This is a genomic window from Nocardioides sp. NPDC006303, from assembly GCF_040613175.1.
GTDB lineage: Bacteria > Actinomycetota > Actinomycetes > Propionibacteriales > Nocardioidaceae > Nocardioides.
Window position 1 is genome coordinate 145,948 of the sequence record NZ_JBEXRR010000005.1, and the last position, 10,865, is coordinate 156,812.

General features: G+C 64.9%; 3 protein-coding genes. All 3 read left to right on the forward strand.

Features of this window, described 5'->3' with window-relative positions; genetic code table 11:
• Positions 1 to 26: 26 nt before the first annotated feature.
• Entirely contained in the window at positions 27 to 2,876 is a 2,850-nt protein-coding gene (locus ABZY89_RS06375; protein WP_355225654.1) for a helicase-related protein, read from the forward strand.
• Positions 2,869 to 7,584 (forward strand): class I SAM-dependent DNA methyltransferase, encoded by a 4,716-nt coding sequence (locus tag ABZY89_RS06380; protein ID WP_355225584.1) that lies wholly within the window; start codon positions 2,869 to 2,871, stop codon positions 7,582 to 7,584. Before ABZY89_RS06375 ends, ABZY89_RS06380 begins: the two co-directional genes overlap by 8 nt.
• A 182-nt stretch (positions 7,585 to 7,766) precedes the next feature.
• Positions 7,767 to 10,772 carry a hypothetical protein gene (locus ABZY89_RS06385; protein ID WP_355225585.1) on the forward strand — a complete coding sequence of 1,002 codons (3,006 nt, stop codon included), beginning with the start codon at positions 7,767 to 7,769 and terminating at the stop codon, positions 10,770 to 10,772.
• Positions 10,773 to 10,865 lie beyond the last annotated feature (93 nt).

Sequence of the window (10,865 nt, forward strand, 5' to 3'; positions counted from 1 at the left end):
TCTGCACTAACCTCGGGAGGGTGTCGATGATTCTCGAGGACTTCACCGCAGCGCCAGGTTCAGTCCTGGAAGTCCGTGACGAAACCTGGCTTGTGACGAGGGTCGAGCGGGCTTCCGACGGCTGGTTCGTCGAGGTGACCGGGCTTAGCCCACTGGTAAGAGGCACACATGCGATCTTCTCGACAGCACTAGAAGACGAGGGCAGCATCCGGCAGCTCGACCCCGAGCAGGCGACAGTACGCGCCGACACCAGCGCCGGATTTCTAGAGGCCAAGGTCTGGCTCGAGGCCACGCTGCGCAAAAGCGCAGTGCCTTTGACCGATCCACGTCTGACCGTCGCGGACCGGGGGCTGGCCGACTCCCTGCCGTACCAGATGAAGGCGGTAGAGCAGGCACTCAGCACCGAAAACCTCAGGCCGCGGATCCTCCTCGCCGACGCGGTCGGACTGGGTAAGACGCTGGAGATCGGGATGATCCTCTCCGAGCTCGTCAGGCGGGGCAGGGGTGAACGCATCCTGGTCGTCACCCCAAGGCATGTCCTGGAACAGGCCCAGTTCGAGCTGTGGACGCGGTTCGCGCTCCCGTTCGTACGCCTCGACTCACTCGGCATTCAGCGGATCCGTCAGCTCATCCCGGCCACGCGCAACCCGTTCGCGCACTTCAGGCGGGTGATCGTCTCGATCGACACGCTCAAGTCCGACCGCTACCTCGCGTATCTGGAGAAGCAGCAATGGGACGCCGTCGTGATCGACGAGTCGCACAACGTCACCAACGACTCCACGCAGAACAACCGTCTCGCCCGCCTGCTCGCCCGCAAGACCGACGCTCTCATCCTCGCCAGCGCCACCCCGCACAACGGCAAGCGAGAGTCGTTCGCTGAGCTGATCCGGATGCTCGATCCCAGTGCGGTGCGGCCCAACGGCGACCTGATCGAAGATGAGGTACGCCGCTTGGTGATCCGTCGCCACCGGCACAGTCCCGACGTCGCCAGTATCGTGGGCGCCAGTTGGGCCGAGCGCCAGGACCCGCACAACATCCTGGTCCCCGCGAACGCGATCGAGCAGGAGATCGCCGAGGAACTCGAGTCTGTGTGGCTCCACCCGACCTCCGGCAGGCCGCCATCGAAGAGCCGCCTGTTCCCGTGGACGCTGGCCAAGGCGTACCTCTCCAGTCCGGCCGCACTGGGTGCCTCGGTCAAGGAGCGTCTTCGCAAGCTCACTGACGCCGACACCACGGAGAAGCAGGCGCTCGAGCGCCTCGCTGAGCTCACCGCGCGCAACAGCGACGAGGGCAGTGCGAAGTACGACGCACTCGTCAAGCACCTCAACGAAGTCGGCATCAGCAAGAGAAGCCCCGAGCGGGTGGTCATCTTCGCTGAGCGCGTCGACACGCTCCACTGGCTCCGGGCCAGGATCAAGCGCGACTTCGGACTGGACGATGAGCAGGTCAGAGTCCTCCACGGAGGTATCAGCGACATCGAGCAGCAGGAGATCGTGGAGTCGTTCAAGCTCGCCTCCAGCCCGATCCGCGTGCTGGTGACCGGTGATGTCGCCTCCGAGGGCGTCAACCTGCACCTGCAGTGCCACGAGCTGGTCCACTACGACATCCCGTGGAGTCTGATCCGCATAGAGCAGCGCAACGGCCGCATCGACCGCTACGGCCAGAAGCACCGTCCCCGCATCACCACGCTCCTCCTCGATCCCGGGAGCACCAGGTTCTCCGGGGACCTCCACATCCTCCAGCGACTCGTCGAGCGCGAGCACGAGGCCCACAAGGCGCTCGGCGACAGTGCCAGCCTGATGGGCAAGTACGACGTCGAGGCCGAGTCCGAGGCGATCCGCAAGGTCCTGGCCGGCGAGCAGACCTTCGAGGAGACCGTGCCCACCGTCCAAGAGGCGACCGATGGCAACGCGCTGCCCGATTTCCTCCAGATGTTGCTGACGCAGCCCCAGCAGCCCGAGAAGCCGAAGGAGACGTACGCCGCCACGACCGACGGTGTCTACGACTTCGACCTGGACTTCCTCCGCGACGCCCTCCAGGTCGCCTTCGAGACCCCGGCCCTGCCGGAGAGTCGCGGGGGAGTGGAATGGACCGAGCACTCCTCCTACGGCTTGGTCGAGCTCACCGCGCCCGCCGATCTCCGCCAGCGCCTGGAGGTGCTCCCGCAGTCCTACCTGCGCGAGCGCAAGGTCACCGAGCACATGCAGCTGGCCACGACGAAGCCGGCCGGGACCAAGTCGCTCGCCGACGCCCGCAGCCTGGAGGACACCAGCGGCTCGAACTGGCCCAAGTCCCACTACCTGAGCCCACTGCACCCGGCCCTGGAATGGGCCGCCGACCGGGTGCTGGAGAAGACCCTGGACCGCAACGAGATCTTCGCGATCGCCGGAGACGATCTCGGTCTGATCCTGCAGGGCACGATGACCAACGCTCGTGGCCAGATGATCGCTGCGACCTACGTCGTCGTCCACTTCCTCGACGGCGCGCCCACCACCCCTGTGCCACAGCCCTTCGGGTCCCTGCGTGAGGCGATGAAGGCCCTCGGGGTCGCCGGCGATCTGGTCAATACCGGGAACCTGTTGGACACCGAGAACCTGAGCGCGTACGTCGCCCCGGCAGTCCAAGCGGCCAAGGTGATCGCCGAGACCCTGCACCAGTCGGCTGCCGAGGACGTCACGAAGCGCATTGACGCCTGGAATGACCGGGTGACCAACTGGGTCGAGGAGTCGACCGGCCAACAGCAGATCCAGACACTCAAGGAGCGCCGCATGCGCGTCGAGGACGAGATCGCCGTCGCTGAGTCGATGCAGCCCGACCGATCCGCCGTACGCCCCCTGCTCCTCGTCGTCCCGGCAGGCGGTGTGACGAATGGCTGAGCTCATCACCCAGACCTCCGATGCGATCGTCGTCGGCGAAGCCTGGATCAGCGAGCACTACTTCACCACCGACGCGAAGTCGGAGTCGTTCAACGCGCTGGTCCGAGACCGCCGCAAGACGTGGGATGCCGCGGCCAAGGAGGACGATGAGGAGACTCCACGCACCCGGTTCACCAGCGCGCGCACAAGCCTCCTCGACGCCTTCGCGACCCTGGATCCGTCCGACACGGAGGAGCTGACCCAGCTCCACGAACGGATCGAGACGATCCTCGGCTTCGGCCGCGCCGGCCTGATCCAGAAGCAGGACGGTCCGGTGACGATGGTCCACGCCTCCGGCATCGACCGGGCGGGTCTGGCGATCGTCCAGGCCAAGCCAGCCGAGAGCCCCGAGGATCTGTTGGCCAAGAGCACCGACAACCTGGTCGCTTCGTTCGCCGTCGACGACAAGACCGAGCTCACCAACGCCGCCAGGCTGATCTCGTGGCTGTTCCTCGACGAGGATCACAAGCCCGGCTTCGTTCTCCTCCTCGCCGGCCCCCACTGCCTCGTCGCCGAGCGCGAGCGCTGGCCCGAGGGCCGCTATCTGGCCATCGATCTCCAGCTCGTCGCCGAACGCAACGACGCCAAGGTCGGTGGCGAGATCGACCGCGCGCTGACCTGCTTGAGCGCCGACTCCCTGGCCCCCGATGCCGACGGCAACACCTGGTGGACGACCACCCTGGACAAGTCGGTCCAGCACACCGTCGGCGTCAGCAAGGACCTGCGAGACGGCGTACGCCTCTCCATCGAGATCGTCGCCAACGAAGTCGTGCTTCGCCGCAAGGCCCAGGGCCTCGACCCACTCCCACCAGAGGAGGCCCAGCCGCTGGCCAAGCAAGCGCTGCGTTTCCTCTACCGGATCCTGTTCCTGCTCTACGCCGAGGCAAGCCCCGAGCTGGGTGTACTCCCAACCGGAGCCAGCGAGTACGACGCCGGATACTCCATCGATCGCCTCCGCGAGCTTACCCTCGTCAACCTGGAGACCCCCAGGTCCCAGCACGGCACCCACCTGTACGACTCCCTCGCCGTTCTCTTCCGCCTCATCGACCAGGGTCATGACGCTGCCGGAAAGGACGGAGTCCAGCCGGGACTGAACTTCCGCTCCCTGCGCGCCGATCTCTTCAGTCCTCAGGCCACCGTCCACATCAACGAAGTACGTCTCGGCAACGCCGCCCTCCAGCAGGTCCTCCAGCACCTGCTCCTGAGCAAGGCTGAGAAGGGCAAGAAAGCCCGCGACCGTGGCTTCATCTCTTACTCCGAGCTCGGCATCAACCAGCTCGGCGCGGTCTACGAGGGCCTGATGTCCTACACCGGCCGCTTCGCCGAGACCGATCTGTACGAGGTCGCCAAGGACGGCAACGCCGAAAAGGGCTCCTGGCTCCTTCCCGCCGACCGTGCTGACACGATCGGCGCGAAAGACTTCGTCAAGCGCGAGAACCCGACTACGGGGGAGATGGAGCCAGTGCTCCACCCGCAAGGCAACTTCGTCTTCCGCCTCGCCGGCCGCGAGCGTCAGCAGTCGGCGAGCTACTACACCCCCGAGGTCCTCACCCGCTTCACCGTCGGCCAGGCTCTCGAAGAGCTGCTCGACCAGGACGGCAAGACGACCACCGCCGAGGAGATCCTCTCCCTGACGATCTGCGAGCCCGCCCTCGGCTCCGGCGCCTTCGCCATCGAGGCCGTACGCCAGCTCGCCGACGAGTATCTCAAGCGCCGCCAGGTCGAGCTCGGCGAGACCATCGACCCCGATGCGTACCCCCGTGAGCTCCAGAAGGTCAAGGCCTACCTCGCCCTTCACCAGGTCTATGGAGTAGACCTCAACGCGACGGCAGTCGAGCTCGCCGAGATCTCCCTCTGGCTAGACACCATGGTCGACGGCCTCACCGCCCCCTGGTTCGGCCTCCACCTCCGCCGCGGCAACTCCCTCATCGGCGCCCGCCGTTCCGGCTACCCGCGATTCAAGGTGGAGTCGAAGGAGAAGGAGTGGCTCAAGGCCGCTCCCGACCCGATCAACGAGCGCCCCGGCTTTATCCACCACTTCCTCCTCCCCGCCGAAGGCTGGGGGAGCGCGGCCGAGGTCGGCAAGGACATCCGCAACCTCGTCCCCGACGAAGTCAAAGACCTCAAGGACTGGCGCCGAGGAACCAAGGCGAAGCCGACAAAAAAGCAGATCGACCGCCTCGCCGACCTCTCGGTCCGCGTAGAGCGCCTCTGGCACCTCGCCACCCGCCGCCTGGAGATCGCCGAAGAGCAAGTACGCCGCGACATCCTCCTATGGGGGACCCAGCCGTCGGTCGAGCCCGCGAGCGCAGCGAGCGGTGTCGAGACCAACACAGTCGTGACGAGAGAGATGATCGAGGCATCCCTCTCCGACGAAGACGGTGCCTACCGTCGCCTCCGGCGGGTCATGGACGCGTGGTGCGCCCTTTGGTTCTGGCCCCTCACCGAGACCGATGTCAATCCCCCGACCCTGGATGAGTGGTATGACGCCCTCACCCAGATCCTCGGCACCACCCAGACCATGTCGAAGAAGCACGCCGCTACCGGCGACGACACCCTCGACTCCCTCGACACGTGGGACGAGCTGGAGAATGCAGAGCATGACGACCGCGTCTACTCCCGGTCTGGCCGTATGGCCCGCATCCTCGAAGCTCACCCATGGCTCAAGGTCTGCGACGATGTTGCAGCGCAGCAGGGCTTCTTTCATTGGCAGCTCGACTTTGCCACCGTATTCGCTGACCGTGGAGGGTTTGACCTCCAGGTCGGGAACCCGCCATGGGTCAGGCCAGACTGGGATGAAGCGGCAGCTCTCGCGGAGCTTGATGTACGGTTCGCGCTCGAGGGCAAGATGCCAAACGATCGCCGGGAGATGCTGGCAGACGACGCGTTGACTGACGCTGGATCGCGTGGCTTTTTCGTCGTTTTGGCTGGCGACCAGGTGGCAATCCGCGAGTCGGTGTCCACGCCGGTTCTCTATCCTCACCTCGACGGTCTGAGGCCCGACCTCTACCGCTGCTTCATGGAGAGCACGTGGACACGACAGAACAGCTCGGGCGTAGTCTCCGTCATCCACCCGGAAACCCACTTCACAGATGAGAGGGCGGCGACTCTGCGGGCCGGCACCTATCGGCGTCTGCGGCGCCACTGGCAGTTCATCAACGAGCTCAGCCTCTTCGAGATCGACCACCATGTTTCGTACGGCGTCCACATCTACGGCGCTGCCCGCGAGGAGCCATCGTTTCGTCATGCGGTATCGCTTTACCATCCCGAGACGGTCGAGCGCTCGGTCGCTCACCAGGGCAATGGCCCAGAGCCTGGCCTTAAGGACGCTGACGGCAACTGGGACCAGCGCCCTCACCGGAGCCGGATTCTGACCGTTGACATCGACACCTTGAGGACATGGCATTCGCTACTCGAGTCGAGCGAGATCCCTGTCTCGCACACCCGAATGGTGTACACGGTTAACCGATCGTCCGCGGACGCGCTTCGACGCCTGGCTCACGCCGAACGGGTGGGGGAGCTCGGACTTGAGTTCTCACAAGGGTGGAACGAGACCACCGACTTTAAGAAGGGCTATTTCGGAAAGAAGTGGGGTGCTGCTGATTCGTGGCGCGATGCCATCCTTCAGGGCCCGCACTTCCACGTCGGCGTTCCGTTCTACAAGCAGCCAAACGAGTCGATGGCCAATAACCTTGACTGGTCGGCGGTTGACCTGGAGTCCCTTCCGTCCGACGCCCTGCCGGTGACGTCCTACAAGCGCCGCGGCGACCGCGCGAAGTACGACCGCGACTACACGCACTGGGGCAAGGACCGCTCGATTCCAGCCCGCGATCACTATCGAGTCGCGTGGCGGGCGATGGCCGCGAACACCGGCGAGCGGACGTTGATCCCGGCGATCATTCCACCCGGTGCGGCGCACCCGAATGGTGTTTTCTCTGTCGGCTTCTGTCAAAAGCGCCCCAGGGATCTGGTCGGCGTAGCAGCGTTCGCGTCGAGCCTGTTGAACGACTTCGCGGTTCGAGCCGTTCCGAAGAGCGGTATCTATCAGGGAGTGTTCAATCGGCTAGCCGTGGCGTCGTTCGAGCACCCCCTGACCTCTCATCTGCTCCTGCGCACCCTCCGCCTCAACTGCCTCACCGACGCGTACGCGGACCTGTGGTCCGAGGTGATGGCCGACGGGCAGATGAAGGCGGCGACGGAGGATGTGTGGACGGGCGGCCCCGACTACCCGGGCCGTCCGGCGCTGGGGGATGTGACGGAGGAGCGGAACTCGGCCTCTCCGCTGCGCCGAGCGAGCGACCGCCGTCAGGCGCTGGTGGAGATCGATGCGCTGGTGGCACTGATGCTGGGTGTGACCGCGGACGAGCTGTGCACGATCTACCGCACCCAGTTCGCTGTGCTATACGGCTACGACCGCACCAAATACATCTACGACGCCAACGGCCGCGAGGTCCCCACCCCCGTCCTCCAAACCTGGCGCAAGGCCGGCCTCCACAGGCTCACTCCCGAGGACCAGGTAGCGGTCGGCCTCCCAGACGAGTCCCGCACTCGCGTGCACCCCGGGTCGCACATTCCCTACACCTATGAGCTCCCCTACCTCCCCCGAGACCGCGAAGCCGACATGCGCCTCGCCTACACCCATTTCGAGCAGGTGCTTGTAGGACAGTGACCGACGGAGGAACACAAGGTGCTCAAGCGTCTACGGGAGGCGCAGCGGGGGCAAGCGGCTCGAGGTTCGAGAACCAGGTTTTTGCGTGGTGTGCTGTCGCAGTAGTCGCTGGCCGTCACCTACTTCGCGCAGGGATCCTTGACGGAGGCGTTGCCAGAGTTGGCGCCCAGACTGGTTTCGACGTGGACGATGTGGCAGTCCTGAACGACGTGGCGGGGTTCGCACTGTTTCAGGCAAAGGTGAACCTCCGCTGCGAAGCGGGAACTGGGAGTCCACTGGCGAAGGCTGCGGCCCAGGCAGTCGCCCAGTTCGTGCGAGGCGAACTCGCCGATGGAAATACAGCGATGAGGCCGTTCGATTCAGAACGAGACATCATCGTGCTCTGCACGGACGCTCAGGCGCCCCGCACGATTTCGAAAGATCTGAGGGACGCTGTTATCAGGGTTGGCAGTGAGCCTGCTGGCACTCCGCTCACCCAGAATCTCAGCCGCCGCGAGGCCAAGGCCCTGGATACCTTCCTGGGGCACGTCCGTCGATCCTGGTCAGCCATGGCGATCCCAGGGGACGAGGACCTTCGAAGGCTCCTCCGTTGCGTGCGCGTTCTTGTCATGGATCTTGAGCCGGGCGGTAGCGAGCACGAAGGTGCCCTCACCGCGATCGGGGCTGTGCTTAATGATCCGAGCAGTGCCTCCGCGGCCTGGGATGTACTCATCGCAGAGGCGCAGCGCGCCGCCGTGGACCGTTCGTGGCGAGTGGCGCGGGAACTCTGGAATGCGCTCGGACGGCGCAGCATCCACGCTAAATCCGCCTCGTCAGACCCAACCCGAGGGAGCGGTCCTGAGCGCGAGCCGAACCGCCGGGAATGTGCCGATCGCTTACTAAGGGCATCCGACGCCCGCCGACGTGACCGACTCGCTCCGTTCCAGATCGAGCCTGCAGCGCTCGAGCCTGAGTTCGCAGCGCTGCGCGGCCGGCTACCCAATGTGGCGCCCGGGGAAGTACGTGTGCTTGTCGGGCGGTTTGGTTCCGGCAAGAGTGAGACTGCTGAGGAGTGGCATCGACAGGCGGTGACTGCGTACGGCGAGGGTCGCGAGAACCGCATCCCACTGTGGGTGGATGCGGTAACCGCTGCTCGTCAGTTGGACAATCCGTTCGTTGCGGAGGGCCACGACAGAGACGATGCGGTTCTGCTCGTCGTTGACGGTCTCGACGAAGTAGATGGCAGTGAGGCTGAGCGCCTTCTCCGGGACGTACGTCTGTGTGTTGCCGACGGAAATTCGGCAGCCATGGTGACGACTCGTCCGAATGTACTCGACCCTGGGCTTGATGGTGTGGATGCTGGTCTACTCACCGAGGACGAGGCACGCGAGCTGATCGAGCGACTTAGCGATCGGCGACATTGGACGTACTCCTGGCCGCGTGAGTTGCTCGACTCGGTACGCTCGCCGTTCTTTGCCTTGGCCGCTGCCCGACGGTTGGGTTCCGGCGACGTCGGCCGTGGTGAGGCGGACCTCATCCGAGGGCTTGTGGAGGAAGCGCTCAGCAGAGCGAGTGGGCAGTCGGCCACAAGCGAGGGAGGGCTCTTCTCACTTTTGGTGCATGCCGCCGCCTCGCTAACTGACAACGCCGGCCAAGACGATGGTTTGAACTTTCTTGAGCGGCAGCGCTTACGTGCGACACGCCTAGTCACTATCGATGGCGGTCAAGTCAGGTTCCCGCTACCGATCTTCGAGCAGTGGTTCGCGGCCCAGAGCCTCTTGGAGCCAGGCGTTGAAGTGGCCGCGAGGTTCGCCGGCCCATCCAGCTTCTCCCGGTGGCGCTGGGCCATCGCCATCGCCATCCTAAGTGCCCAGGCTCGCCAGATCGATGCGATTCTTGCGGTCGGATTCGACCGAAACGTGGGCGCCGCGTCGTGGATCGTTCAGGAGGTGAGTAAACACCGCGGATGGCGCGAGCCGTCAGCGTCAACAATCCCGCAGGCAGAGGCCGAGCGCCGCCTCCTTGCAGCGGTACGTACTTGGGCTGACGGTTTGGGGCCCGCCTCAGGTCAGTTACTGCCGGTTGCCGCGGACGGAGGCGGCGTCCAACTGGGCGTTCGGTCCGGGCCAGGGAGATTCCTTGCGATCGGACGACGTGTTGGGTCGTTTGCTGAAGACGCTTGCACCGTGCTTCCGAACGATGTCCACCCGTTAGTCCCGATTGACCAGATTCCTGCTGGGTGGTGGCCGATACAGACCGGGGTCGTCGACAGTGGCGCGCTTTGGCCATGGTCGGCGGTGCAACACTGGGTGGCTCGCGCAGTGATACCGATGCTTGAAGGGCACGACGTCCTCGGTCCGGATGACGGGGTATGGGCTTGCGAGCGTTCTTGGCGGGCCGCACGCATCCTCACCGGGCGCCGGGGAATGCTTCACGACCCGATTCCAATGGACGAAGTCCGGGAGCGGGTCGCCGACCACATCGATCCGTTACGCGGCGCCGGCGTGAACATCGAGACGGATCCGGTCCAGATCACAATCGAGGGGAAGGTGATCACGGGCTTTGATCTGGTCAGGTTGGGGCAGGTCGCAACTGCAAGTGGGCCGCCGCTGCTTGCGCGGCCTGTGCCTGCACCAGATGTGCGCCCAACCGATGGCGGCGCGTGGGCCTGGAATCTCTATTCCCGGCCGACCACCGTCGCCTTCTGCGCCGAGATGATGGGTCTTGCATGCCAGGCTTACGACGAGGCTCTAGAGGGGCCGCTGCGCCGCTTCGGATGGAGCCTTGGCCGTGGAGCCGGTGGTCCATTCGGGATCCTAGGGATTACGAGGTTCCGTGGAACGGGGTTGCGGTGGGAGGACCGGCCGGTGATGGAGTATGTGCAAGTTCCCGTTGCCATGTTTGAGGAACTTGCTGACCACCGTGCCCTGATTCGGAGTGCCAACGGTCGGGCGGCGTTTCTCCCGGCGTTGAGTGACGACGACGCTTCGGTCTGGTGGGAAGACACTCGTGAGAAGGCGGAAGAACGCATACGCGGAGAGTTCCGGCTTCGGTCTGAGTGCGGCCCATTCTGGAGGATGTCGTCGGCGAGCAGCGTTATCGAAACGAACCATGAACGGCCAGCGAGTCAGAGGGCTGCGAAGTGGATCTTCGACGACTTGAAGAAGCTCGGAGCTGCGGAAGGGACCTCCCCCCAACTGTCCTGGTAGAGCGCTGCGGCGGGTGATCCTCGAGACATCGAAGTTGGCCGATCTGCGGAGCAAAACGCTGACTAGGACTAACGTTAAGGACGTGGCAGAGCA